22 protein-coding genes are annotated in these 23,966 nt (G+C 52.6%); 10 read left to right on the top strand and 12 right to left on the bottom strand.

What is annotated here, in order from left to right; genetic code table 11:
• Positions 1–44: 44 nt before the first annotated feature.
• Both LVQ79_RS12485 and LVQ79_RS12480 read right to left on the bottom strand, forming a co-directional pair.
• On the bottom strand, positions 45–1,844 hold the full coding sequence (locus LVQ79_RS12485; RefSeq protein ID WP_232865185.1) for a carbon starvation CstA family protein: 1,800 nt from the start codon (positions 1,842–1,844) through the stop codon (positions 45–47).
• A gap of 391 nt (positions 1,845–2,235) precedes the next feature.
• On the bottom strand, positions 2,236–2,379 hold the full coding sequence (locus LVQ79_RS12480; RefSeq protein WP_232865184.1) for a hypothetical protein: 144 nt from the start codon (positions 2,377–2,379) through the stop codon (positions 2,236–2,238).
• 120 nt (positions 2,380–2,499) lie between these two features.
• On the opposite strand from LVQ79_RS12480, the gene LVQ79_RS12475 reads away from it, so the two are divergent.
• Complete coding sequence (locus LVQ79_RS12475) at positions 2,500–2,655, top strand: hypothetical protein (protein WP_232865183.1); 156 nt, start codon at positions 2,500–2,502, stop codon at positions 2,653–2,655.
• A 93-nt stretch (positions 2,656–2,748) separates the two neighbouring features.
• Here LVQ79_RS12475 and LVQ79_RS12470 read toward each other — a convergent pair whose 3' ends face one another.
• From LVQ79_RS12470 to LVQ79_RS12460, 3 genes are read right to left on the bottom strand one after another with little or no spacing between them, the layout of a single operon-like run.
• A complete protein-coding gene (locus LVQ79_RS12470) occupies positions 2,749–3,993 on the bottom strand; it encodes a cytochrome c (RefSeq protein ID WP_232865182.1) in 1,245 nt (414 codons plus the stop codon).
• Positions 3,990–4,544 (bottom strand): (2Fe-2S)-binding protein, encoded by a 555-nt coding sequence (locus LVQ79_RS12465; RefSeq protein ID WP_120065299.1) that lies wholly within the window; start codon positions 4,542–4,544, stop codon positions 3,990–3,992. The genes LVQ79_RS12470 and LVQ79_RS12465 overlap by 4 nt, the downstream gene beginning before the upstream one ends.
• Positions 4,541–7,330 (bottom strand): xanthine dehydrogenase family protein molybdopterin-binding subunit, encoded by a 2,790-nt coding sequence (locus LVQ79_RS12460; protein WP_232865181.1) that lies wholly within the window; start codon positions 7,328–7,330, stop codon positions 4,541–4,543. The genes LVQ79_RS12465 and LVQ79_RS12460 overlap by 4 nt, the downstream gene beginning before the upstream one ends.
• A 203-nt stretch (positions 7,331–7,533) precedes the next feature.
• Between LVQ79_RS12460 and LVQ79_RS12455 the strand changes: the two genes are divergently transcribed.
• Together LVQ79_RS12455 and LVQ79_RS12450 are read left to right on the top strand one after the other, a co-directional pair.
• Entirely contained in the window at positions 7,534–8,106 is a 573-nt protein-coding gene (locus tag LVQ79_RS12455; RefSeq protein ID WP_232865320.1) for a nucleotidyltransferase family protein, read from the top strand.
• A 2-nt stretch (positions 8,107–8,108) separates the two neighbouring features.
• On the top strand, positions 8,109–9,077 hold the full coding sequence (locus LVQ79_RS12450; RefSeq protein WP_232865180.1) for an XdhC family protein: 969 nt from the start codon (positions 8,109–8,111) through the stop codon (positions 9,075–9,077).
• 89 nt (positions 9,078–9,166) lie between these two features.
• Here the strand turns inward: LVQ79_RS12450 and LVQ79_RS12445 are convergent, their stop codons facing one another.
• The 6 genes from LVQ79_RS12445 to apbC all read right to left on the bottom strand — a co-directional run bounded on the left by LVQ79_RS12445 (position 9,167) and on the right by apbC (position 14,310).
• A complete protein-coding gene (locus tag LVQ79_RS12445) occupies positions 9,167–9,637 on the bottom strand; it encodes a YehS family protein (protein ID WP_064512387.1) in 471 nt (156 codons plus the stop codon).
• A gap of 85 nt (positions 9,638–9,722) precedes the next feature.
• The gene (locus LVQ79_RS12440; RefSeq protein WP_151994449.1) at positions 9,723–9,992 is read right to left on the bottom strand and encodes a Txe/YoeB family addiction module toxin; all 270 of its coding nucleotides are present in this window, start codon (positions 9,990–9,992) and stop codon (positions 9,723–9,725) included.
• A complete protein-coding gene (locus LVQ79_RS12435; RefSeq protein WP_151994450.1) occupies positions 9,976–10,239 on the bottom strand; it encodes a type II toxin-antitoxin system Phd/YefM family antitoxin in 264 nt (87 codons plus the stop codon). Before LVQ79_RS12435 ends, LVQ79_RS12440 begins: the two co-directional genes overlap by 17 nt.
• Positions 10,240–10,295: 56 nt before the next feature.
• Complete coding sequence (gene btsR / locus LVQ79_RS12430) at positions 10,296–11,024, bottom strand: two-component system response regulator BtsR (protein ID WP_232865179.1); 729 nt, start codon at positions 11,022–11,024, stop codon at positions 10,296–10,298.
• Entirely contained in the window at positions 11,018–12,706 is a 1,689-nt protein-coding gene (locus LVQ79_RS12425; RefSeq protein ID WP_232865178.1) for a sensor histidine kinase, read from the bottom strand. The genes btsR and LVQ79_RS12425 overlap by 7 nt, the downstream gene beginning before the upstream one ends.
• A gap of 491 nt (positions 12,707–13,197) precedes the next feature.
• Positions 13,198–14,310: an iron-sulfur cluster carrier protein ApbC gene (apbC, locus tag LVQ79_RS12420; RefSeq protein WP_232865177.1), complete on the bottom strand. Its 1,113-nt coding sequence runs from the start codon at positions 14,308–14,310 to the stop codon at positions 13,198–13,200.
• Between the two features lie 163 nt (positions 14,311–14,473).
• Between apbC and metG the strand changes: the two genes are divergently transcribed.
• From metG to LVQ79_RS12390, 6 genes are all read left to right on the top strand, one after another.
• Positions 14,474–16,507, top strand: coding sequence for a methionine--tRNA ligase (gene metG, locus LVQ79_RS12415; protein ID WP_232865176.1), 2,034 nt, complete (start codon positions 14,474–14,476; stop codon positions 16,505–16,507).
• Between the two features lie 191 nt (positions 16,508–16,698).
• On the top strand, positions 16,699–17,634 hold the full coding sequence (locus LVQ79_RS12410; RefSeq protein WP_232865175.1) for a TauD/TfdA dioxygenase family protein: 936 nt from the start codon (positions 16,699–16,701) through the stop codon (positions 17,632–17,634).
• 23 nt (positions 17,635–17,657) lie between these two features.
• The gene (locus LVQ79_RS12405; RefSeq protein WP_232865174.1) at positions 17,658–18,989 is read left to right on the top strand and encodes an ABC transporter substrate-binding protein; all 1,332 of its coding nucleotides are present in this window, start codon (positions 17,658–17,660) and stop codon (positions 18,987–18,989) included.
• Positions 18,990–18,998: 9 nt separating this feature from the next.
• Entirely contained in the window at positions 18,999–19,904 is a 906-nt protein-coding gene (locus tag LVQ79_RS12400) for a carbohydrate ABC transporter permease (RefSeq protein WP_232865173.1), read from the top strand.
• On the top strand, positions 19,882–20,742 hold the full coding sequence (locus LVQ79_RS12395; RefSeq protein ID WP_232865172.1) for a carbohydrate ABC transporter permease: 861 nt from the start codon (positions 19,882–19,884) through the stop codon (positions 20,740–20,742). The genes LVQ79_RS12400 and LVQ79_RS12395 overlap by 23 nt, the downstream gene beginning before the upstream one ends.
• Before the next feature lie 2 nt (positions 20,743–20,744).
• Positions 20,745–21,803: an ABC transporter ATP-binding protein gene (locus LVQ79_RS12390; protein WP_232865171.1), complete on the top strand. Its 1,059-nt coding sequence runs from the start codon at positions 20,745–20,747 to the stop codon at positions 21,801–21,803.
• Positions 21,804–21,887: 84 nt separating this feature from the next.
• Here the strand turns inward: LVQ79_RS12390 and LVQ79_RS12385 are convergent, their stop codons facing one another.
• Complete coding sequence (locus tag LVQ79_RS12385) at positions 21,888–23,108, bottom strand: MFS transporter (protein ID WP_232865170.1); 1,221 nt, start codon at positions 23,106–23,108, stop codon at positions 21,888–21,890.
• A 200-nt stretch (positions 23,109–23,308) separates the two neighbouring features.
• Between LVQ79_RS12385 and ybjG the strand changes: the two genes are divergently transcribed.
• The gene (ybjG, locus tag LVQ79_RS12380; RefSeq protein ID WP_232865169.1) at positions 23,309–23,917 is read left to right on the top strand and encodes an undecaprenyl-diphosphate phosphatase; all 609 of its coding nucleotides are present in this window, start codon (positions 23,309–23,311) and stop codon (positions 23,915–23,917) included.
• Positions 23,918–23,966: the final 49 nt, after the last annotated feature.

The following is a 23,966-nucleotide window of genomic DNA, read 5'->3' as shown; positions in this document are numbered from 1 at the left end:
GGTCATGGAAGACCGGCTTTTAGCACTGTTCAAATCAATTGCTATTAAGACAACAACTCAATCGGTTCTGAATTCCCGCGAGCGCGCCACAACACCACCCAGCGTTGAATCGACGCCACCATAATCACCAGACCCAATGCCACCATCACAATTGAAATCGTCCCATTGAAAATGTTGAAGCCTTTGGCTGCACTATTGAAGTAGACGTTTTTCACCATCCAGTAAGCCGCATAGTTTACTGTCACATATAGATAAGACAGTGGCACCAGGCAGGTCAGCACGTACCAACGTTTTTCTGACATACGCAGAATAATGGTTGCGCCAATCATCAGACCAATTGAAGCCATTAGCTGGTTAGAAACACCAAACAATGCCCACACTGAGTTGATATCGCCAGAGTTCAGCAAATAGCCCCACAACAGGCAAGCGACGATGCTGCAACCAATTGCACCCGGCATCCAGTTAGTGCGTTTGAGTGGTGGCCAAATATCGCCGAGGAAATCTTGCAGCAAGTAACGTGCAACGCGAGTACCGGAGTCTACGGCTGTCAGAATAAACACCGCTTCAAACATCACGACAAACTGGAAGAAGTAGGATGCCAGATGGCTGAACCACGGAATACGCGTAAAGATATCAGCCATACCGACGGCAAGTGTTACAGCCCCACCAGTACGTCCATAAAGGTCAAGACCGATAGATTCGCTAAGCTGCGGCAAATTCACCACATCCATACCAAGGCCAGCAAACACCTCGCGCGAGGAGTTAATGGCAAAGTAGTCAGCAGGATGCAACGAGGTGGCAGCGATAAGCGCCATCACGCCAACTACGCATTCCGCAAGCATCGCACCGAAAGCAACGGGCAGAATATCGTTCCATTTGTCGATTTGCTTAGGCGTGGTACCGGAACCGATAAATGCATGGAAACCGGAAATCGCGCCGCAGGCGATGGTGATAGAAATAAACGGCCATACCGGGCCTGCCAGTACAGGGCCATTACCATGGATGAACTGCGTCACCGCCGGGAACTGAATTTCCGGGTTGATGAACACCACACCAACGACCAGCGCACCGAAAACACCGATTTTCATAAAGCTTGAGAGATAACCACGTGGTGTCAGCAGCATCCAGACAGGCAGCGCGGTAGCAAAGAACGCGTAGAACGGCAGCACCAGGCTCACTGTTGAGGCACGAAGACTCAGCCACTCGCCAAATGAAGATTCCTGAATATATGGGCCAATGATCACACAGGCGAAGATAACAATGATCCCAACCCAGGTTGCACCGCGCATACTGCCGGTATAACGCTCCCAGAGGCCAACGCAAATCGCTACAGGGATAGTCATAAACACCGCAAACGTGCCCCATGGGTTACGTTCCAGCGCATGCACCACCACCATCGACAAACCCGCCATGGTAATGGTGATGATGAATAGCATCGCAAGCCCGGTACACCAGCCAGCCACCGGGCCAAGTTCCGCTTTTGCCACTTCTGAGAGTGACTTCCCGCGGTGTTTCATCGAGGCGAAAAGCACCACGGTGTCGTGCACCGCGCCACCCACCACACAACCGATAAGCAACCATAAGAAGCTCGGTAGATAACCGTATTGTGCCGCCAGAACAGGGCCTACTAACGGCCCTGCTGCCGCGATTGCAGCAAAGTGGCTGCCGAAGTTAACCCATTTTTTTGTTGGGACGTAGTCTTTGCCGTCCTCAAGAACATGTGACGGTGTGATTTCTGAGTCATCAGCATTCAGAACTTTACGGACGAAAAACACCCCATAAAGACGATAGCAGATGGTCAGAACACACAAAGTCGCGATAACAAAAGTTAGTGCGTGTTGCATAACCCACTCCATTGCCAAAGGTAAAAAGTTCAGCGCTATGCTGGCATGGGTTGGTTATGCAATAGGCGGGTGTTTTGGTGAGCGGTTGAATGGGGAGTTAAGCGGTTGCAAATGGGGGGGGAGCGGTTTTGGATTTCCTCTTGTCAGAGTGAGTCCTATGCCAGGACGGTGGTTTTCCGTTCACCTAAAAGTACTTCGATCCTTCATAAATCTGCGAACGGTGAACGTGCCAGGTGGCTCACGCCAGCCCCCTGGCAACCCCGGCGTCCGGCAAATCAATCGCCGCAAGCGGTAAACCTCCATTTTTCCTCCGTGTCCGGGTCGGTTGCGATTCGTTCCAGACGATCGCGCCCTCCAGCCGTTCCCGACGGCTGGACCCGGCCACCTGGACTCAAAATGGAGGCGATTGAAGCCGGAACCAAAGGTCAACTTCAACTTCAACTTCAACTTCAACTTCAAAACCAAAACCAAAACCAAAACCAAAACCAAAACCAAAACCAAAACCAAAACCAAAACCAAAACCAACAGACCACACCGCGCTGGTTTTGACCTTGTTCCCGGCTTCAATCGCGCCGTTTTTTACCCTTCAGTCGGGGTCACGTGGTCGGGAACCACGTGAGTGAGCGATCGTCGGACAAAAATGTCAGGAACATTTTTGAACAACGCTTGCGTTGGCCACGAAGTGGTTCGGCACAGGGATGTGCCGAATAAACGAGTCGCGAACGACACCGAATGTTGGGTGAAAAACGGTGTTTACCGCGCAGCGGCGATTGATTTGCCGGGCGACGGGGTCGTAAGGGGGATGTCGTAATCCCCCTTACCCGTTCACCGTTCATCGATATTTATGGGATCTAATAACTTCCAGGTGAACGGAACACCACCGTGCCCAACATAATCCCCCAGTTTACTTCTGCGCTGGTCTCAGCGCCTTAACCTGATCCACCGTCACATCCCCCGGCAAACCACCCCATGTCACACGCAGATAATTCACCAATTCGGCAATTTGCTCGTCGTTCAGACGATCGCCAAACCCTGGCATACTTTGCATACTCTCCCCGTTAGGGAAATTCTGCGCAGGCAGGCCGTCCATCACCGAAACGATCAGGTTCTTCGCATCGGGCTGGCGCAGCGTCGCGTTGTTGAGCATCGAAACCGCAACGTGCGGTTTGCCTTCGCCTTCACGAGCGTGGCAGCCAGCGCACTGATCCAGATACGTCATGCGCCCTGCTTCGTTACCCTGGCCGAGTTTCGCCGGGATCGCCGCCGGAGGCGCTTCGCCCATCAGGTACGTCGCCATCGCTTTTTGATCTTCAGGCGTCAAATGCTGCGTGCTCAGATCCACCACCATGTGCATTTCGCTAAACGCACTGCCCTGTGGCGCAATGCCAGTGGTGAGGAATTGCTTCACGTCGCCCGGCGTCCAGCCGCGTTGCGCTAACGCTTTCGGCGTAATATCCGGTGCCATAAAGCGCCCTAACTCGCCGCCCTGCATCGCTTTGTCGAGCTTCATCTGGCCGAGTAATCCGCGTTCGGTGTGGCATTCGCCACAGTGCCCAAGCACGTCAGCCAGATAACGCCCACGCTGCCAGTCGGCTGAGTTGCCGGTGGAAATAGCAGGCAATGGATCTTTGTCATGGAACATAATATTCCAGCCAATCAGCGCGATACGCTGGTTGAACGGGAAGGTCATTTCGTTATCCGGCGTCTTCACGTCTACCGCCGGGCGGGTCATCAGATACGCGTAAATATCGTCAGAATCCTGGCGCGAAATATTTTTGTACGAGGTGTATGGCATCGCAGGGAACAGATGGCGTCCGGTTGGGCCAACGCCCTCGGTCAACGCTTTATAGAAATCATCTTTCGTCCAGCGACCAATTCCGTAATCAGCCGACGGGGTCAGGTTGCTGCCGTAGATCGTGCCGTATGGGGATTCCAGCGGGTAGCCGCCCGCCAGCGGTGCGCCGCCGGATGCCGTGTGGCAAGCCGCGCAGTCAGCCGCTTTGGCAAGATAACTGCCGCGCTCGATTTGCTCTTTGCTGGCGGTGACTTTTTGCACCGGGCCGTCATAGGTGCGGTATTCCCGCCAGTACAGAATCGCCACGATAATGGCGATAATCACCAATACGATTAGCGTGAGACGCTTTTTCATTTCACCGCCTCCTTCACCAGCCCCGGCGTTTTCAGCACCACGTCGCGCACGGCTTCGTAGTAACGCACGTAGCCGGTGCAGCGGCAGATGTGGTTTTCCAGCGCCTGGGAAATTGCGCCTTCCAGTTCGTCGCGCTCGATCGGCTCGCGCTTGAGTTTCTCAACAAAAATCGTCGCGGCATTCACAAAGCCCGGCGTGCAGTAGCCGCACTGGAAGCTGTAGTGATCGAGGAATGACTGCTGGATTGGCGAAAGCTCGACGACTTCGCCCTGCTCGTCAACTTTAGCGTGGCCTTCCACGGTGCGGACTTTTTTGCCGTTAAAGAAATGCGCGCCGGTAATGCAGGTGCGCACTTCTTCGCTGGTGCCGCTTGGATTATCGACAATCGCCACACAGGCGTGGCAAATGCCCTGCCCACAGCCGAGGCGCGAACCGGTCAGATAAACGTATTCGTGGAGGAAATCGATCATCATCAACCCTTCCGGCACGTCAATCGGGCCGTACGGTTTATTGTTGATGGTCAGGGTCATTGGTTTGGTTTTGATGCTCATGGTAATACCTCACGAATATTTTCAGCACGGACAGGCAAATCACGGAAACGGTGACCGGTGGCGTCGGCAAGGGCGTTAACAATCGCGGCGACTACCGGGATCATCACGACTTCCGCCATGCCTTTTGGTGGATCAGTTTCCGAAAGCGCAGGCAGGATATCGCCGGTCTGTTTCCAGACTGCAACATCGCTGGCGCGCGGCATGTGGTAACGGTTGAAGTTCCATGTTCCGTTACCCGGCCCGTCTTCGTAGAGAGGTAAATATTCGTGGAGCGCGTGGCCGATACCCATCGCCAGCCCGCCCTGCAACTGCCCGGAAACCAGTTCCGGCACAATCAAGTTGCCGCATTCCATAATCGAGTGGTGATTGAGCAGTTCGACTTCGCCGGTTGCGAGGCTGACCGCAATTTCTGCCAGCGTGCCAACCGCGCTGTAGTACGTCACCGCCGCGTTGTTACGCTGGGTTGGCGGGTAATAAACGTGTTCGCGAGCAAGCGTTACGAATTCGCCGTTGCCGTTGCGCACCGACAGGCCGTCAATCGGCAGGCGTCGGCTTTGTTCGCCCAGTTTGAAATCAGCTTCTGCCCACTGCCAGCGGTTAAATACGTGCACCGCAGCACCGGTCATCAGCCCCATTTCGTGGGCTTTTTTCGCCAACAATTCGATGCTGAGAATTTCCATTCCGGCCGCGGTTAAGCCACCTTCAACCCAACGGGCGTCGTCGATACGCACCACTAACGGTGCCGCCTGGCCGCCGCCGATTCCGGTACTCCAGATTGCCATCGCCGCAGGCCACACGCCCTGTTCGAAGACTAAACGCGCCGCTTCACGCGTGCTGTGCGAGAAGTAAAAGGCCGAGTTGCTGGCGCTCGATGGCGAGCAGTAAGACGGTGACCACGCCGGATTAGCCGCCAGTTTGTCCTGCTCTTCCTGGGACATAATGTACGGGTCGCCGCTGGTGACAATCGGCAGTGAACTCCAGTCGGTGACGGAGAAATGCGCTTCGTCGGCAGGTTTCCCCAACCATTGCGCGCACAATACCGATTGCGAGGTCGACATGCCGGTGCCCATTTCCGCGCCGCTGTGGTGCAGCGTGATGCGCCCGTCGGCGCTCAATTCCACACGCGCAAACGAGGTTTCGGCACCAGTGCCAAAGTCTTTTTGCACGCAGCCGAAGCCGACGCCGTAGCGCTTGCCCGGATTTTTCATTTCAAATTCGGCTTTGCGTTCAGCACGTTTCAGCCAGATTTCATGTTTTGCCGCTTTCGCCAGCACTTCATCCACGCGAATCGCCCCGGCCGGAATGGCGCCCTGGGTGTTTTTCATGCCGGATTTCAGCGCGTTGCGCATACGGAATTCGATTGGGTCGATATTCAGCTCGGCGGCGATTTCATCAACCATCATTTCGGTGGCGGCCATGCTTTGCAACGTGCCGTAGCCGCGAGCGGAACCGGCGTCAATAGCGCGGGAAGCGATGCCGACTGCCGACAAATCACTTTTCGGGAAGTAGTAAATGGATTGCGCAGCCGTAGCGCCGACCATGGCAACTGATGGCGTAAAGTTACTGCGCCCGCCGCCGTTGGCGGTCATATCGCCTAAAAACGATTGCAGCACGCCGGTCTGTTTGTTCACCGCGATGGTGTAATTCATGTCAAACGCGTGGCGTTTGATTGAGGTCTGGAACTGCTCGTAGCGGTCGTTGGCGAGGCGCACCGGATGACCGTCGCCATACATCGCGGCAACCGCGCCGTAATACGGGAAGTTATAGTGATCTTTCGAGCCGTAGCCCACGGTGTAACACGGATGCAGAATTAGCTGTTTTACCGGCGCAGTGGCTTTTGCCAGCATGCGCGGCATTTCGTCGGCCACTTCCTGCGGGGACTGCGTCGGCACCACCATATGCAGCGTTTGTGTGGCAGTGTCGAACCAGCCGTTGGCGTTATCCGGCTCAAGAGCGGCGGTGTCGATGGATTGCGAGGTGTAGCGGCGGTTCATCACCAGCCAGTTCTGCGGCGGGTTTTTCAGCTCGGCGGCAATTTGAGAAGCATAGAACATGCCTTCCTCATCCAGCTTGCCGCCTTCGCGCCCTTCCGGCCAAACCGGCAAATGCTTTTTCATCGACACCGGGAAAATCGGCATGTCTTTCAGGCTGGAGAAATGATCGTCATCCTGCGAGGTAGCGCCGCCGACGCGCACGAAGCGGAAGGTTCCCCATGGGTCACGTTCCAGCGGGCCGGTTTCGGCACCGTACTGAATCACTTCATCTTTGAATTTCAGTTTGTCTTTGGCGAAACGGAAACGGGCAAAATCGTGGTAGATCAAAATCGCCACGGCCTGGCCGAGATACGCCGGAGTTTTGCCGGTTGGCAGCAGCATGTCTTCGCCGTAGAACGCCGGGAATGCCAGGCCATCACGCGCCAGATCCTCAGCGGTGACGATGCGATCCGGTTTCAGCTCATCGCCCAATAAAGAGAGATCGATACCGCTAAATAGCCTGTCGGCTTTAGTGGTGCGCAAAATAAAGGCGTGAGCCTGTTTCTGCGGCCAATGAGGCATGTCAATCGCACGAATATCACGGGCAAAAACTTTCTGCCCAATCACTTTTGATTGCCCGTCGATTCGGAAACGGATGCGTTTGTTTTTAGCATCCCAGTTCGGCGAGTGCAGAATTTTTTGTTCGAACAGCGCGGCATACGCACGGCTATAGAGAGGGGCAAGATACACCGCGACTCCGGCTACCACCGCGCGTTTAATAAAACTGCGCCGTGATGGATTAAAATTGCTCATAAAACATCCCATTTAAATTTATTATTGTCTTTTTTTCAAACAATTATGCGTAGTTCTTATTCATTTCCGTAGTGAATATAAGTATATATATTTAAGCTAAACCATGTGAGAATTAACATCTCATTTTCATAAAAAAAACATTGTTGCGCAAATTACACATCATATTGCGTAATCAGGAAGGTAGTGAGGAATCACCCTTGAACATGAAAGCAGGCATTATTATTGCCGCCGCAGGATGTGCCGAACGCTTCAAAAAAGCGGGCGGCGAAGGCAATAAACTTAACGCGTTGCTCAACGACAACAGCGTGTTTGCGCAAACGCTATGTAATGCACTGGCTTCTGGCCTGCAAGTGCATGTAGTGACGCGGCCGGAAAACAGCAAGGTTCAAGCGTTGTGCCTCGCACAGCAGATTCCCGTTACGCTGATTGAAAGTTCTGGGTTGGGTGAGTCGATCGCAGCCGGTGTTCGCGCGAATGCGTACTGGCAAGGCTGGCTGATTCATCTTGCGGATATGCCTTTTGTTCCACCGGCGGTGTTTGTGGAGGTGGCCGATGCACTGAAATCTCACACGCTGGTGCGGCCATGTGTTAGCACACAACCGGGTCATCCCGTGGCCTTCGACCGTAACTGGTACAGCAAACTCAGTCAGTTAACCGGTGACAACGGCGCGCGTGAGTTGTTACGTGGCGAGTCCGTGCACCTCATCGAAATTGAAGATGCCGATTCCCAGCGCGATTTTGATCTCCCATCACAACTGGTTCAAAGGAGTGAGTAATCATGCAACACATTGATATTAGTGTGATTCACCAGGCTCGTGAATGGCTGGAACAACAACCCGTCTGGTTATGTACGGTTTTAAATACCTATGGTTCCTCACCCCGTTCACCAGGTGCGTTAATGGTGGCAACAGCCGACAATCGTTTTTGTGGTTCACTTTCCGGTGGCTGTGTAGAAGAGGATTTTTTGCAGCGTATTGCTCAGGGTGAATATCAGCAAGCCAGCCAGATTGTACGTTATGGCGAAGGTGGTCTGGAGCCGGGTATTGCGTTGCCCTGCGGCGGGATGCTGGATATTTTGGTGGAATATCTCTCTGCCACCCCCAGCAATATTATGTATCTGGAAAAGATGGCCGCTGCGCTGGCTGGCCATTTTGCCTTGCAAAAACGTCTGACGCTTCCCGAGCCTTGTCGCCACCTTGAAGTTACCGAATTTGCCGATATCACCCAGGTTGAGCGCAACGGGCAGCAGATTACTTTGCATGTCGCCGCCGCCCCGCGCCTGCTAATTGCCGGGCTTTCCAGCGTTGCGCTGTACTGCGCCGATTTTGCCAGCTCGTTGGGTTTTGAAGTCTTAGTTTGCGAGAATCGCCCGGAAGCGCTGGAAAATTTCTCCGCACAGCTTAAAGCCGACATCACGCTGCTGAAACAATTTCCCGCGAACTATCTCGAACAAAATTCCTGCCACGCGAATACGGCAATTGTCGCGCTAACCCACGATCCACGCATGGATGATTTAACCATGATGGAAGCGGTGAATACGCCCGCGTTTTATATTGGCGCAATGGGTTCGCAGAAAAACAGCGCAAAGCGGCTGGAGCGTTTGCAAAAAATCGCCGAATTAAATCCTGAAGAGTTGCAGCGTATTCATGCGCCGATTGGCCTGCCGCTGGGCAGCAAAACGCCGGCTGAAATTGCGTTGGCGGTGATGGCAGATATTGTGAAGCGGAAGAACGAAGCGCGGGGATAGCATCGGATATTCGAGGTTTTGTGTCGGATGACGCTGGCGCTTATCCGACCTACGAAATGCATTCGTATAGTGGATAAGCGCAATAAATCTTACTTCTTCGCTACGTGTACGCGTGCAGTTAAACCACGCAGGAAGTAGCGCAGGAACTGGTCGCCGCATTCGCGGAAGTTTTTGTTCTCTGGGGCGCGCATCATCGCGGTAATTTCTGGCATAGAGATACGGAATTCTTGTGAGGTCAGAATTTCCAGCACGTCGTCAGTTTTCAAATCAAACGCAATACGCAGCTTTTTCAGGATGATGTTATTGGTCATCTTGCGTTCGATTTTTGGTGCCGGTTTGCTTTCGTCTTTGCCGCGCTTGAAGTAAATCAGGCCGTTCAAGAAGTTTGCCATCAGGATATCCGGGCAAAGTTTAAAGTTCTCTTCGTCTTCTTTTTTGGTCCAGGTAACAATCTGCTCGGCAGTAACGGCAGTGTCGGTCAGGGCGAAGATTTTCACCATGTCGTCGTTGCCCAAATTCAGCATGTAGCGCACGCTGCGTAATACGTCGTTATTCATCATAGTGGTGATTCTCTCGTTCTAAATCTTGCAAGCGGGGGTATTTCTAAAGCGGGCAGTATATAGCGTTCTGCTGCCGCGCGCAGATTTAGTAATGAAGTCGGCACTGGAAAATGGTGAGGAGGTCGTCACTAACACTATAAACCAGACGGTCAGCATCATTGATTCGTCGGGACCACAGCCCGCTGAGGTTTTCACGTAAAGGTTCAGGTTTTCCCAGTCCATCAAAAGGATTTCTTTGAGCATCTTCAATGAGTTTATTGATGCGCTTTAAGGTTTTTTTATCCTGCGTTTGCCACCAGAGATAATCCTCCCAGGCGTGATCGGTCCACGCGAGCAGCCTATTCGCCGTCTTCATCGATAATCTCTCTCCGTGAGATTTTGCCTGCCTGTGCCTGCGCAATGGATTCCATCAGGCGAGTCGCATTTGCCGGAGAACTCAGCAGATGTACGGTTTCCATCAAAGAATTGTAGTAATCCAGTGACATCACTACCGCATCTTCAGCATCCCGACGGGTGATAACCGTGATATCGGCATTGTCTACAACTTCATCAAGAACCGTTTTGAGCCGATTACGGGCTTCGGAGAATGTAATAACCTGCATGATCGCTCCACTTGTGCAATTTATAGTACAAGTATAAGTCAGCAAATGGATAAAAACTAGACTGCCTTTAGCCCCAGTGCCTCTTTTAGGCTCTTCAAATAACGCCGACTCACCGGGACTGACTGCCCGTCGCGCAGCATCAACTCGGCTTGCCCGCCATCTTCAAAGCGGATCTCTTTGAGATGCACCATATTGACCAGGTATTGACGATGGCAGCGCACCAGCGGTGTGCGGCTTTCGAGCGTGCGCAACGTCAGTTCGGTAAAGCCTTCAGCGCCCTGCGCATTGGTGACATATACCCCACTCATGCGGCTGCTGGCATACATCACTTCTTCCATCTGGAGCAGGTAAATCCGGCTCTGCCCGGTACAAGGGATAAATTTAAGATCTTCCTGGTTAGGCGCAAGCAGTGTCATATCCTGATCGACGCGCACATGGCGCAGGCGGTGTAGGGTTTTCTCCAACCGTTTGCTGTCTATTGGTTTAAGCAAATAGTCGAACGCATGTTCTTCAAAAGCTTGCACCGCGTACTCGTCAAAGGCGGTGAGAAATACGATGTAGGGGCGCTGTTCAGGGTCAAGCATGCTCACCATTTCCAGCCCACTGATGCGCGGCATCTGGATATCAAGAAACACCACGTCCGGATGCAAGCGATGCACCGCGCCGATGGCTTCTACCGCATTACCACACTCCCCCACGACTTCAATGTCAGGCTCGTTTTGCAGCATGATGCGCAAATTCTCTCGCGCCAGCGGTTCATCATCGACAATCAGCACTTTTAACATGGGGTTTCCTCCAGAGGTAAACGTAGAGTAATACGGGTAAATCGATCTGACTCATAATCCACTTTAATACCGCAATCATCGCCGTAACGGGCGCGCAGACGTTTATCTACCAGACTCATCCCAAGTCCACTGGACGTGTTTTTTTCCTGATATAAACCGGCGTTGTCTTCAATAGAAAGCTGCAAATAATCTCCATTCTGGCAAGCATTAACCGTCACCTCCCCAACACCAAGCAACTGCGAAGTGCCGTGCTTAATGGCATTTTCAACAATGGGTTGCAGAGTGAAAGCCGGTAACTGCACCTGCGAAAGTGACTGAGGAATATTCAGTTGCACGCGTAAACGTGACTGAAAACGCGCCTGTTCGATTTGCAGATACGCATTTACATGTTCGATTTCATCGGCGAGCGTCACAATCTCGCTTGGGCGCTTGAGGTTTTTACGAAAGAACGTCGAGAGATATTGCACCAACTGGCAGGCCTGCTCGTTATCCCGGCGGATCACCGCCACCAGCGTATTCAAAGCGTTAAACAGAAAGTGCGGGTTCACCTGTGCGTGCAGAAGCTTGATCTCTGACTGCGTAAGCATCTGCTTTTGTCGTTCATATTGCCCCGCTAAAATTTGCGCAGATAGCAGCTGCGCGATGCCCTCACCCAGCGTGCGGTTAATTGAGCTAAACAGGCGGTTCTTCGCTTCATAAAGTTTGATGGTGCCAATCACGCGGCTATTTTCACCGTACAGAGGGATAACAAGCGTCGAACCGAGTTTGCAATGCGGGTGCAGTGAACAACGGTACGGCACTTCATTGCCGTCGGCATAGACCACTTCGCCGCGTTCAATTGCCTGCCAGGTATATTCAGACGAGATCGGGCTGCCAGGTAAATGATGGTCGGCACCGATTCCAGTAAACGCCAGCAGCTTCTCGTGATCGGTAATAGCAACGGCTCCGATATCCAGCTCCAGATGTAACACCTGTGCCACTTTCATACTGTTTTCCTGGTTAAAACCCCGGCGCAGAATCCCTTCTGTCGAGGCCGCAACTTTTAACGCGGTTGCCGAGAATGCCGAGGTGTATTTCTCAAACATCGCGCGCTTGTCGAGCAAAATACGCATAAATAACGCAGCACCCACGGTGTTGGTTATCATCATCGGAGCGGCGATACTTTTCACCAGATTCAACGCATCGGCAAACGGGCGAGCAATCAACAAAATAATGCCCATCTGGAAGAATTCAGCCAGCAGCGTAATACCGCCTGCGGTCAACGGATTAAACAGCAAATCGCTGCGCCCACGACGAATCAGCAAACGGTGCAGCAGCCCACCAAGTAGCCCTTCGACAATGGTGGAAACCATGCAACTTAGCGCAGTCATGCCTCCCATCGAATAACGATGTAAGCCCCCGGTTAAACCCACCAGTCCGCCAACCAGCGGCCCGCCGAGTAACCCGCCCATAACCGCGCCAATCGCCCGCGTGTTAGCAATGGAATCGTCGATGTGCAGCCCAAAATAGGTGCCCATAATGCAGAAAATGGAGAACGTGACGTAGCAGAGTAATTTGTGTGGTAAACGTACTGTGACCTGCATCAGCGGGATAAACAGTCGCGTTTTACTCATCAACCAGGCGATAACCAGGTAGACGCACATCTGCTGAAGCAGCAGTAACACCAGGTTAAACTCGTACATTGCGCCCGCCATTGAGTGTTAAACGGCGCGTAACATACAACGATGTGGCTTAACTTTCTTTGAAGGGTTTCAATAATTTTTGATTTTGGGAATAAATATCCCTCTCCCCAGGCTGTCTCTTAGTCACATCTTTGTGAGAAGGGAGACAGTTCCGTTCACCCGATGTTCATTGTTTCATATAGCCACTGAACTGGTGAACGTCTTAGGGTGACCACCGTCGTCACCCTAAGAACCCGGACTCCCGGCAATTTAATGACCGGGCGCCTGGATTATCAAGGGGTTGGCGTTAACCCCTTGATACGTTCACCGTTTTCGGGAATTAAAGAGATAACAGAACGCACGGGTGAACGGAAAATCAACGAGGCTTACAGGTCTCACCCTGACAAAATGCCCGGGTGAGTTGTGTATAAGAGACAGCCCCCAGGGGAGGGAAAGAGGCTGGTTTTCTCCTTCTCCCTCAGGGAGAAGGCAGGGATGAAGGTGGTTTTAAATCAAACCGCTCTGAACGCAATATCCGCAGGGATCACTTCGCCTTCCCAGTAAAGCTGCGCTGCAACGCTACCCGCCAGTTGACGGTAGATAGCGGTAAACTCGCTTTCTGGACGGTTGATCACCGTTGGCTTACCGGCATCAAGATCTTCACGCAGAGTAATGTGCAGCGGCAACTGGCCCAGTAATCTGGTGTGATATTGATCCGCCAGTTTCTGTGCCCCGCCGGTGCCAAAAATCGCCTCATTGTGACCGCAGTTGCTGCAAATATGCATGCTCATGTTTTCAACGATACCCAGCACTGGCACATCAACTTTCTCAAACATCACAATGCCTTTACGGGCGTCGATCAACGCAATATCTTGCGGCGTGGTCACCACAACAGCACCCGTTACGGGAATGTTCTGCGCAAGTGTGAGTTGAATATCACCGGTGCCTGGCGGCATATCCAGCACCAGATAGTCGAGATCCGGCCACATGGTTTCTTGCAGCATCTGCAAGAGTGCCTTGCTGGCCATCGGCCCGCGCCACACCATGGCGTTTTCATCAGTGACCAGATAACCAATGGAGTTGGTTGCCAGGCCATGCGCCAGAATTGGCGTCATATGCGTGCCGTCGGGAGACGTTGGGCGTTCGTGTTCCGCACCCAGCATCGTTGGGATAGACGGGCCATAAATATCCGCATCCAGAATCCCGACTTTCGCCCCTTCGGCAATCAGCGCCAGCGCCAGGTTCACCGCGGTACTCGACTTGCCGACACCGCCTTTGCCTGAGGTCACCGCAATAATGTTCTTCACGCCATTAATGCCGGGGTGATTTTTCACACGCTTTAAGGTGGCAATGTTGTGGCTGAGTTTCCAGTCCACCGCTTTCGCCCCAGTAATGCGTAGCAAATCCGAGCTGCACTGCTCTTGCAGCGCTTCAAAACCACTGCGCCAGACGAACGGCATCAATAGCTCAACATGCAGCGTGTCGTCTAACATCGCGACATGATGCAAGGCTTTAAGCGCGGTCAGATTATGTTTGAGGGTTGGGTGCTGAAAATTGGCCAGTGTCCCGGCGACCATCGCGCGTAGCTGCTCGGGGGAACGACTTGACGGGGATTGCGAATTCATCCCGGCTCCTTATGTTTTTATTGTCGGACATTGCAGTTTGTTAAGCATACCAGATGCGACCAGGCGCGATAAAATTTCCTTGATCGCCTTGTGTGGTTTACCACAAGGCGGCTCTCAGTTAACATCTAAGGCCCTTTTCTATTTAGAAGATGCAATTTCTACTATGGCTCATACCGCGAAAAAATTATTGGTAACGTGCGCACTTCCGTACGCTAACGGCTCAATCCACCTTGGTCACATGCTGGAGCACATCCAGGCTGACGTCTGGGTCCGTTACCAACGAATGCGCGGCAACACGGTTAACTTCATCTGCGCAGACGATGCACACGGTACGCCTATCATGCTGAAAGCACAGCAGTTAGGGATTACCCCAGAGCAGATGATTGCCGAAATGAGTCAGGAGCATCAGACTGATTTTGCTGGCTTTAACATCAGCTACGATAACTATCACTCCACGCACAGCGACGAAAACCGCGAGCTGGCGTCGCTGATTTATGGCCGTCTGAAAGAGAACGGTTTTATTAAAAACCGCACTATTTCTCAGCTTTTCGACCCGGAAAAAGGCATGTTCCTGCCTGACCGTTTCGTAAAAGGCACCTGCCCGAAATGTAAAGCACCTGACCAGTACGGCGATAACTGTGAAGTTTGTGGCGCAACATACAGCCCAACCGAGCTGATTAACCCGCAATCCGTGGTTTCTGGCGCAACACCTGTAATGCGTGATTCCGAGCACTTCTTCTTTGATTTGCCGTCGTTTAGCGAAATGCTGCAAGCATGGACTCGTTCCGGTGCGCTGCAAGAACAAGTGGCGAACAAAATGCAGGAGTGGTTCGAGTCTGGTCTGCAACAGTGGGATATTTCCCGCGATGCGCCTTATTTCGGTTTCGAAATTCCTGATGCACCGGGCAAATACTTCTACGTCTGGCTGGATGCGCCAATTGGCTACATGGGTTCATTCAAAAACCTGTGCGACAAACGCGGTGATACAGAAAGCTTTGACGAATACTGGAAGCAAGATTCCACCACCGAGCTGTATCACTTCATCGGTAAAGACATCGTTTATTTCCACAGCCTGTTCTGGCCTGCCATGTTGGAAGGCAGCGGTTTCCGCAAGCCAACCAACCTGTTTGTTCACGGCTATGTGACGGTGAATGGCGCGAAGATGTCCAAATCTCGCGGCACGTTCATTAAGGCGAGCACCTGGCTGAACCACTTTGACGCCGATAGCCTGCGTTACTACTACACCGCTAAGCTCTCTTCACGTATCGACGATATCGACCTGAACCTGGAAGATTTCGTGCAGCGTGTGAACAGCGACATCGTTAACAAAGTGGTTAACCTGGCATCGCGTAACGCCGGCTTTATCGCCAAGCGTTTTGATGGCCAGCTGTCTGCTGAAATTGCTGACCCGGCGCTGTACAAAACCTTTACCGACGCGGCACAAAGCATCGGCGAAGCGTGGGAAAGCCGTGAGTTTGGTAAAGCCGTGCGTGAAATCATGGCGCTGGCAGACGTTGCAAACCGTTACGTCGATGAGCAGGCTCCGTGGGTTGTGGCAAAACAGGAAGGCCGTGATGCTGACCTGCAAGCCATCTGCACCATGGGTATTAACCTCTTCCGCGTGCTGATGACCTGGCTGAAACCGGTTATCCCTACGCTTGCTGAACGTGCTGAAGCATTCCTGAACTGCGAACTGAGCTGGGATGCTATCCAGCAGCCGCTGCTCGACCACAAAGTAAATAATTTCAAAGCGCTGTATAACCGCATTGAGATGAAACAGGTTGAATCACTGGTTGAAGCGTCGAAAGAAGAAGTGAAAGCGGCTGCCGCTCCGGTGACTGGCCCACTGGCTGATGACCCGATTGGTGAAACCATCGCGTTTGATGATTTCGCGAAAGTGGACCTGCGCGTTGCACTTATTGAAAAAGCGGAATTTGTTGAAGGCTCTGACAAGCTGTTGCGTCTGACGCTGGACCTTGGCGGTGAGAAACGTAACGTATTCTCCGGCATCCGTTCTGCTTATCCAGACCCGGCCACGCTGGAAGGCCGTCTGACCATTATGGTGGCAAACCTGGCACCGCGTAAAATGCGCTTCGGCATCTCGGAAGGGATGGTGATGGCGGCAGGTCCTGGCGGGAAAGATATCTTCCTGTTAAGCCCGGACAGCGGTGCGCAAGCCGGTATGGCAGTTAAGTAATCGCAACTGAGTAACATCTTTAATGGCTCCCCTAACCGGGAGCCATTTTTATTTCCCGCCAAGGGTATATATCTAAAAATTAACTTAGCTTTGCCACCAGCAAATCTTTAAGTTATGCGTAATCGTTATTTAAGTTATCAATTTGTAATTTTTATACTGCGGACTCACTTCTCCATTAATGGTCCGCCACTATGACAATTCATTCTTCACATTCTGACGTTGAATTTAAAAACCTGACTATTCGCCGCGTTGCCGGAAATATTGGCGCTGAGATTGTTGACTTCAAAATAACACCTGACATCGATGAAAATATATTTTCGCAAATAGAAGCTGCGCTGGTGAAATATAAAGTTCTCTTTTTCCGTAAGCAGACACAATTAAATGACGAATCTCACCAGGCATTTGGTGCACGATTTGGCAAAGTTGTCGCACATCCTACCGTCCCGGCACCTACCGGTACCAAACTCTTCGAACTGGATGCCTCTAAAGGCGGCGGCAGAGCAGATTCCTGGCATACCGATGTCACCTTCGTTGAAGCTTTCCCAAAAATTTCTATTTTGCGTGGCGTCAAAATTCCTGAATACGGTGGCGATACCGTGTGGGCAAATACCGCGACGGCTTATGAAAACCTGCCTGAAGAGTTAAAGCGCTTTGCTGAAAGCCTGCGAGCGGTTCACAGCAATGATTATGACTATGGCGCAGACCGTATTGTGGCCGAACAGCAGCGTCTGGATCATCACCGTAAAGTCTTTGTTTCTGCGGTTTATGAGGCAGAGCATCCGGTTGTCCATGTGCACCCTGTAAGCGGCGAAAAAGCACTGCTGCTCGGGCATTTCTTCAAACGCTTATCTGGCTTTAGCAGCCGTGAATCATCACGCCTGTTTGAGCTGCTGCAAAACCGTGTCATCCAACTGGAAAATACCGTGCGCTGGCAGTGGCAACAAGATGACGTGGTGATTTGGGATAACCGGGCCACCCAGCATTACGCGGTCAATGATTACGGTACGCAACCGCGCCTCGTACGCCGCGTCACCATTGAGGGCGATGCCGCTGTTGCCGTTGATGGCAGCCGTAGCCGCACCCTGAGCCGCCCGGACGCGCAATCTCCCGTCAGCGAAGTGGCTTAAGCCGCGAAATAAAAAGGAAGAGAATGATGCAACGTCGGGATTTATTGAAAGCGATGGCGGCCTTCGGGGTGTATGCGATGGTACCGTCTTTTGCACGCGGCGCTAACGGTGCCAAAAAGTATGATGGCGTGACGCTGAATGTCTCGACGTTTAGCACCGCCTACCCCACTTTACTGCGCCAGTGGCTACCGGAATTTGAAGTGTTGACCGGAGCGAAAGTGAACTTCGATACGCCCGCGTTTCCAGTTTATAACCAGCGAGCGGACCTCGAGTTATCCACCAAAGGTTCCGCCTACGACGTAGTCAACGTGACCTTTATCTACACCAGCCGCTGGATAAACTCCGGCTGGTTAACACCGCTGGACGAATTCATCGCTAACCCAAATCTGACCAGTGCCGAGTGGGATGTGCACGATTTCCTGGCCGGTGGGCTGGGGCCGGAAACCGGGCGGGATGGCAAACTTTACGGTATTCCCTGGGTGCTCGAAGGGATGCTATCAGGTGCCTCGCGCTTTGATTTGGTGACGCAAGCAGGGCTTAAATACCCTGACACCACCGACGATCTGGTTAAGGTTTTCCAGGCCGTCAATAAAAAGGAACGTGTGTCGGCTTATGTGACCGATAGCCATTACGGCTGGACGTTCATTCCTTATCTGCAAGCGTTTGGTGGCAACGTCTTTCGCAATCCGCCTGACGACCTGTTCCCGACACTTGATACCCCAGAGGCTATCGCCGCTGCGGACTATTTTGCACGACTTATCCGCGAGTTTGGCCCGAACGGTGGCCTGACTTACACCGCCGATCAATCGACTCAGGCACTAAAATTAGGACGGGTTAATTTCTCCGACTCAAGCCAGGCCTACCTGGCGCAGCTTGGCGATCCGGCATCTTCACGCACATTAAAAACCGTGAATTTCGGCCAACTGGTACAAGGGCCTGCAGGGCGCTTCCCAGGAATGGCGGTACACGCGCTGGGCATCCCTGCCGGTTCGAAAAATAAAGAAGCGGCGTGGGCATTTATTCAGTGGGCGCTTTCTAAGCAAACCACGCAGCGGGCGGTTCAGGCGGGGTACGGTTCGCCAACACGTCGAAGCGATATTGATTCCCAGGCCTATCGCAGTAAGCAAATTATCAACGGTGTCGATTTGGCCCAGCTTTCGCTCAGCGCCATTGAACGTGCAGCCCAGGGTGGCTATATGAAATACCGCACCGTGGATGTTTACCCTCAGGTTGATCAGCAGCTCAACAAGGCTATCGCGTTGATTATTTCGGGTCAGCTTTCAGCGAAACAAGCGATGCAGCAGGCTCAAACCGCGTCGATTGCCGATCTCCGACGCTCGGGTGCAAAAATCTAAGGAGCCTTGATGAAGGGTAAAACCAACTGGCGTAGCCAACAGCGCAACGCCTGGCTGGCTGGGTTAATGCCGTCGATTATTTTGCTGGTGGTGATTACGTTATTACCGGCGATGGCATTAGTCATTACCAGCCTGACACCATTAAGCCTGACGAATCCCCAGGAAACATTTAATTTTAGCGACCCGTTAATTAATTATCGGCAACTTCTCGAGGACCCACGCTTTCTTAATTCTATTATTACGCAAATAAAATTATCGTTAGTCAGTGTGTTATTCCAGGTGATTATTGGGTTGGGATTAGCGTTGCTTTTAAATGGCACCTCAGCGTGGTTGCATACTGCCAGGACATTATTTTTGATTCCCATGGTGCTACCACCGATTATCGTGGCGCTTATCTGGAAAATCATTTACACCCCGGATATTAGCCCGCTGCATCAAGTCTTAGAGCTTTGGGGAATCACCCTCAATTCGCTGATTGCCAATCCCGCGACGGCTTTATGGGCGATTGCGGTGGCGGATATCTGGCAGTGGTTCCCGTTTACCATGTTAATGGTGCTCGCGGCTTTGCAGATGATCCCACGTGACCCGCTGGAAGCCGCAAGTCTGGACGGCGCGCGTGCACATAATATCTTCCGCTATATCGTGTTGCCCTACATCAAACCGGTGCTGGTGGTCTGCGCCCTCTTCCGGCTTATCGACAGCTTTAAAGCCTTTCCGCTGATTTACATTTTGACCGACGGTGGCCCAGGCACAGTCACTGAAGTCACCAACTATTACGGTTTCATTCAGGCGTTTAATTTCTCGTACTGGGGCTATGGCAGCGCGATCGCGGTGGTGATTCTGGTCGGGGTATTTGTACTGAGCTATATCATTGGCAAAGCGGGGTGGAGCGATGAGCGAAAAGCTAGCGCTTGAACAAGTGTCTGGTAGCACCAGACGCAGAAAGCCATTTCGTCTGCGCGGCAGTCGGGAAGTCGCCACCTGGCTATTACTGTTAGCAGTGCTTTCCCCGTTCCTGTGGATGGTGGTGATGGCATTTCGCCCGGCCATTGAGGTGTTTGATCTCACGCTGTGGTTTACCCCGACGCTGGACGCCTTTCGCGCACTCTGGCAGGGGAATTTTCTCCACTCGTTCGGTAACAGTCTGCTGGTGAGTTCGCTGTCAACAGGGCTTTCTCTGGTCATCGGCGTTCCCGCGGCATGGGTATTAACACGCTGGCAATTCCCCGGGCGCAGATACGTGGCACTCTGGATCCTGGTGACCCGTATGGCACCGCCCATCGCGTTCACCATCCCCTTTTATCTCGCCTGGCGCTGGTTAGGGTTGCAGGACACCGTCATCGGGCTGGCGATTGTCTATCTCACCTTTAATCTGGCGATTGTTATCTGGCTGATGCAGACCTTTTTTGCAGCCGTCCCTACAGCTTTAGAAGAAGCGGCCTGGCTTGATGGTTGTTCTATATGGCGAACGTTCTGGACCATCACGCTACCGCTTGTGGCTCCTGGCTTAGCAGCGACCGCCATTCTGTGTTTTATATTTTCGTGGAACGATTTCTTCTATGCCTTGATCCTGACTCGCACTCAGGCCGTCACGGCACCAGTGGCTATCGTTAACTTTCTCCAGTATGAGGGGTGGGAGTGGAGCAAAATAGCGGCCAGCGGCACGCTGGTCATGCTTCCGGTTGTGGCATTTACGCTGCTGGTGCGCCGCTATCTGGTTCACGGCCTCACCGCAGGCGGTCTCAAGGACTAATCATGGCAACGATTACGTTAAGCAATATTCATAAACGTTATGAAGATAACGTGATAATCAACGGGCTGGACTTAACCATTCACGAAGGCGAGTTTGTCGCGCTGGTTGGCCCTTCTGGCTGTGGGAAATCCACCCTGCTGCGCATGATCGCCGGGCTTGAAAGCATTACCGACGGCGAAATCGCGCTGGATGGTGAAATCGTTAACGATATTTCCCCACAGGATCGAAACATCGCGATGGTGTTCCAGAATTATGCGTTATACCCGCATATGACCGTGGCAGAGAACATGGGGTTTTCGCTTAAGATGCAGGGCGTGGCAAAACTGCTGATTGATGAACGCGTCGCTCAGGTGGCACAAACGCTGGGTTTATCCTTGTTGCTCAAGCGTAAACCTGGCCAGCTTTCTGGCGGCCAGCGTCAGCGTGTGGCCATGGGGCGAGCTATTCTGCGCAACCCGCGCGTGTTCCTTTTTGACGAACCACTGTCAAACCTTGACGCCAAGCTGCGGGTCGAGATGAGAACCGAAATTAAAGCACTGCACCAGCGCCTGAACGCCACCATGGTTTATGTGACTCATGATCAAGTCGAAGCGATGACGATGGCCGACAGGATTGTGGTGCTCAAAGATGGTGTCATCGAGCAAGTCGGTACGCCACTTGAGTTGTACGACCGCCCACGTAATGCTTTTGTCGCCGGGTTTATTGGTTCACCTTCAATGAATTTACTTAGTGGCAAAGTCGACCGTGAATCGGTGGTCACCGATGATGGTTTGCGCCTGCCGTTAGCCAACGTTCCTGCCGTCGTACAGGGGCAGCGAGTCTTGTACGGCGTGCGGCCAGAGCATTTTTCTCAGGTTACACAAGGAGGGGTGGTGGCAGAAGTGAATGTCGTAGAACCCACCGGTGCAGAAACACAGATTGCCCTTAATATCGGTAATCAAAAGGCGATTGCGGTATTCAGAGACAGGATACAAACAAAACCGGGGAGTGAAATGCGGTTACTGCCAGACGTTCAGCTAGCGCATCTGTTTGATGAGCACAGCGGCGCACGGATTAACTAGCGCTGGCGTTCAGGGGAACAGCACACACCGGCTTCCCCTGAACGTGACGAATCCTCAATGACCCTTTACCGCAAGGCCAGAAAATTACGCATCCGTTCTGTTGCCGACCGTCTTATCTTTTAAGAATACAAACATCAGGCCCAGCCAAATCACACCACCCAACAAATTCAGCAGGCTGAACAAACCATTCCCACCTAACAGATAAGCATGTTTGCTCACTTCGATACCCACGGTGAAGATAAACATCTGCAACATCCCCATCGCCGCCGAAACGGTGCCTTTGCTCATATCACTCGCAAACAGTGTCAGGCGCACCAGTCCTGCGTTAGCAAGGCCAATACCAAATGCGTAGAGACTCAACCCGGCAGTCATCCACAAATAAGCGTGCGTTGATGCCACTGTCGCCACAGCGGCAACTACTAGCCCCGGCACAATCCACCAGCCACCCATGATAATCAGCGAACGCACGCTACGACGAGAAGTTAACCGCGCCAGCACCAGGTTGCCAATAATCAACGCGCCAAAAATTGGCACCTGCAATAAACCGTATTCATAGGTCGAGAGCTTTTCACCGCTAATGATAATAATCGGCGATTGCGCAATCCACGCCAGCAGCGGCAGGCTGACAAAACCGATAGCCAGCGAACCGGCCACAAAGCGTCCGTTTTTCAGCACCAGTTTGTAATCATGGCCTAAATCGCGCAGCGAGAGCTTTTCGCCCAGGCGCGTCGCAGTTTCCGGCATCGCACGATGCAGACCGAAAAATGAGAATGCTGCCAGCGCTGCAAACAGCACAAACATCGTTTCCCACGGCGCGTAGTGGATCCATGCGGCCCCAACCAACGGGCCGAGCAGCGGTGCAATCAGCGCAACGTTCGCCATCAAAGCGGTGATTTTGATACACACCGCTTCCTCAAACGATTCCTGAATCGCCGCGTAACCCACCGCGCCAATAAAGCACAGGCTCACACCCTGCAAGAACCGCAGGAATGTGAACTGTTCGATGTTTTGCGCCAGCAATGTCGCAAGACAAGTGACGATAAACCACACCACGCCGGTCAACATCACCGGACGACGGCCAATACGGTCGGACAGCGGCCCCAGCAGCCACTGCAAGAACATGCCACCAGCCAGATACGCGGTCATGGAGGTCGGCACCCACTCGATCCCCGCGTTGTATTGTTCGACAACCGCCAGCATGCCTGGCTGGATCATGTCATTGCCGATATACGTAGAAAATTCATAGAGCACCAGGCACAGCGGGAATAGCAGTGCCTGGCGACCCAGTCGCTTATTATTTTGCATGAGAAACTCAAAGGAGAAGAAAAACGAACGAAGTGTAATAAATTGCCTGCGCGGTAGATAGTGAATTGTTATTTAAGGGAGAGAATCGCTGTTTTGTTTAAGGTTTTCTTAAGAAGCTCAAAGTAGGCTGTCGTCCTATAGTCACGATGCAGGGCGTGCGGCATCATCTTCATTTGACGGGCTAAGGAACTCAAAACGTTATGATCGAACAACTCAATCAGTCGCTCTTTCTGCTGATTAATGCAACACCGGATTCTTCTGAATGGTTGATTAAATTTGCCATTTTTATCGCCAAAGATTTGATTAGCATCGTGCCATTACTGATTGCCATTTTGTGGTTGTGGGGGCAACGCCGCCAGATGACCGCGCAACGTGTCGTGGTGATCAAAACCGCACTGGCCATCATTATTAGCGTGTCGCTGTCGTGGATTATCGGCCATGCTTTCCCGCATGACAGGCCGTTTGTCACTGGCTTTGGCTACAACTTCCTGCACCACGCACCGGATGACTCCTTCCCAAGCGACCACGGCACGGTGATTTTCACCTTCGCGCTGGCATTTTTGTTCTGGCACCGCGTGTGGTCGGGCGTAGTGTTATTTGTGATTGGCTGTGCGATTGCCTGGTCGCGTGTGTATCTCGGCGTGCACTGGCCGCTGGATATGCTCGGCGGGTTACTGGTGGGCCTGTGTTCTTGTTTACTGGCTCAAATGGTATGGAACTGGTTCGGGGTACAACTTCACGCCCGCCTGCATCAGGCTTATCGATTCTGTTTTGCCCTGCCAATCCGCAAAGGCTGGGTGCGTGACTAACTGTTTTTGCAAAGGTAAGATGCGTTAATCGAAACCCGGCGATGCCGGG

Origin of the sequence: Buttiauxella cochleicola (assembly GCF_021282405.1) — a bacterium.
Classification (GTDB): Bacteria; Pseudomonadota; Gammaproteobacteria; order Enterobacterales; family Enterobacteriaceae; genus Buttiauxella; species Buttiauxella massiliensis.
This window is presented reverse-complemented; position numbering and strand designations above follow the sequence as displayed.

Bases quoted from the DNA above. Each gene is read 5' to 3' on its own strand.
- LVQ79_RS12425 (WP_232865178.1), bottom strand. From the start codon at position 12,706: ATGTACGAGTTTAACCTGGTGTTACTGCTGCTTCAGCAGATGTGCGTC.
- LVQ79_RS12470 (WP_232865182.1), bottom strand. From the start codon at position 3,993: ATGAAAAAGCGTCTCACGCTAATCGTATTGGTGATTATCGCCATTATC.
- LVQ79_RS12390 (WP_232865171.1), top strand. From the start codon at position 20,745: ATGGCAACGATTACGTTAAGCAATATTCATAAACGTTATGAAGATAAC.
- ybjG (WP_232865169.1), top strand. From the start codon at position 23,309: ATGATCGAACAACTCAATCAGTCGCTCTTTCTGCTGATTAATGCAACA.
- btsR (WP_232865179.1), bottom strand. From the start codon at position 11,024: ATGTTAAAAGTGCTGATTGTCGATGATGAACCGCTGGCGCGAGAGAAT.
- apbC (WP_232865177.1), bottom strand. From the start codon at position 14,310: ATGAATTCGCAATCCCCGTCAAGTCGTTCCCCCGAGCAGCTACGCGCG.
- LVQ79_RS12455 (WP_232865320.1), top strand. From the start codon at position 7,534: ATGAAAGCAGGCATTATTATTGCCGCCGCAGGATGTGCCGAACGCTTC.
- LVQ79_RS12400 (WP_232865173.1), top strand. From the start codon at position 18,999: ATGAAGGGTAAAACCAACTGGCGTAGCCAACAGCGCAACGCCTGGCTG.
- LVQ79_RS12405 (WP_232865174.1), top strand. From the start codon at position 17,658: ATGATGCAACGTCGGGATTTATTGAAAGCGATGGCGGCCTTCGGGGTG.
- LVQ79_RS12435 (WP_151994450.1), bottom strand. From the start codon at position 10,239: ATGCAGGTTATTACATTCTCCGAAGCCCGTAATCGGCTCAAAACGGTT.
- LVQ79_RS12460 (WP_232865181.1), bottom strand. From the start codon at position 7,330: ATGAGCAATTTTAATCCATCACGGCGCAGTTTTATTAAACGCGCGGTG.
- LVQ79_RS12395 (WP_232865172.1), top strand. From the start codon at position 19,882: ATGAGCGAAAAGCTAGCGCTTGAACAAGTGTCTGGTAGCACCAGACGC.
- LVQ79_RS12485 (WP_232865185.1), bottom strand. From the start codon at position 1,844: ATGCAACACGCACTAACTTTTGTTATCGCGACTTTGTGTGTTCTGACC.
- metG (WP_232865176.1), top strand. From the start codon at position 14,474: ATGGCTCATACCGCGAAAAAATTATTGGTAACGTGCGCACTTCCGTAC.
- LVQ79_RS12410 (WP_232865175.1), top strand. From the start codon at position 16,699: ATGACAATTCATTCTTCACATTCTGACGTTGAATTTAAAAACCTGACT.
- LVQ79_RS12450 (WP_232865180.1), top strand. From the start codon at position 8,109: ATGCAACACATTGATATTAGTGTGATTCACCAGGCTCGTGAATGGCTG.
- LVQ79_RS12445 (WP_064512387.1), bottom strand. From the start codon at position 9,637: ATGATGAATAACGACGTATTACGCAGCGTGCGCTACATGCTGAATTTG.
- LVQ79_RS12385 (WP_232865170.1), bottom strand. From the start codon at position 23,108: ATGCAAAATAATAAGCGACTGGGTCGCCAGGCACTGCTATTCCCGCTG.
- LVQ79_RS12440 (WP_151994449.1), bottom strand. From the start codon at position 9,992: ATGAAGACGGCGAATAGGCTGCTCGCGTGGACCGATCACGCCTGGGAG.
- LVQ79_RS12465 (WP_120065299.1), bottom strand. From the start codon at position 4,544: ATGAGCATCAAAACCAAACCAATGACCCTGACCATCAACAATAAACCG.